This window comes from Candidatus Symbiopectobacterium sp. NZEC135, from assembly GCF_025962695.1.
In genome coordinates this window covers 1-768 of sequence record NZ_JAGFPF010001027.1, presented here as the reverse complement: position 1 = coordinate 768, position 768 = coordinate 1, and the positions used below count along the sequence as shown (strand labels likewise).

General features: G+C 56.8%; 1 pseudogene. It reads right to left on the bottom strand.

Features of this window, described 5'->3' with window-relative positions:
- Positions 1 to 768: pseudogene (locus tag J5224_RS32195) on the bottom strand (autotransporter outer membrane beta-barrel domain-containing protein); the annotation flags it as partial.

Here is a 768-nt window from a genome sequence, read left to right as displayed (position 1 = left end):
CAGTGCTTCGGCCTGTGCCGAGGCGGAGGCGATCGCCGCCGGACTCAGTTGCGCACCCGCGCGGTTGGCTTCTGCGGTATTGCCTACCGCAGCACCGGCGTTAAACAGATTGAGCAGCGACGATTCCGTACCGCCATAGTTGAACAGGCCGTTCAATGAGGAGACGGCGTTTGACGTCGTCGCGTAACCGACCGGCTTGTAATCGCCATTACAGTCACCCAGCGTCACCACCAGGTCACTGGTGCTGCCGTGCGTTACCGTATTACCGGTCAGCATCCCGGTGTAATTATCAGCCCAGTAATCCAGTTTGTCGGCGTTGTAGTCGGTGCCATCACTGTTTGCCCGAATTACCACATAGCGCTGACCTTGTGCGAAGGCATATTGGCCGTTACTCATCAGCCCCACGTTAGATCCGCTGGTAATATTGGCACTGCCGGACACCACCAGGCGGCCATACCCGTTGTAGGAGTTGATATCACCGTTGGTGGCAAGGTAGTTATTTACGCCAAACAGCAGGCTGGCACCGCCCCCCTGTTGATAGTCGCCATCGATGGTGAGCACATTGTTGATCATCAGCTGGGCTGAGCCATTCACCAACTGGCCTTCTCCCAGAATGACGTTGTCATTAAGCAGCGTGCTGCCTGTAACAAAGGTCAGGTCACCGGCCGCAATGGAAATGGTGCCGATACTGCCCTTGTCATACCCGGTCAGGGTGCCGATGTCCTCGTCTTTGCCGCCAAAGAAGGTCAGACCGCTGGTGGAGTAGAT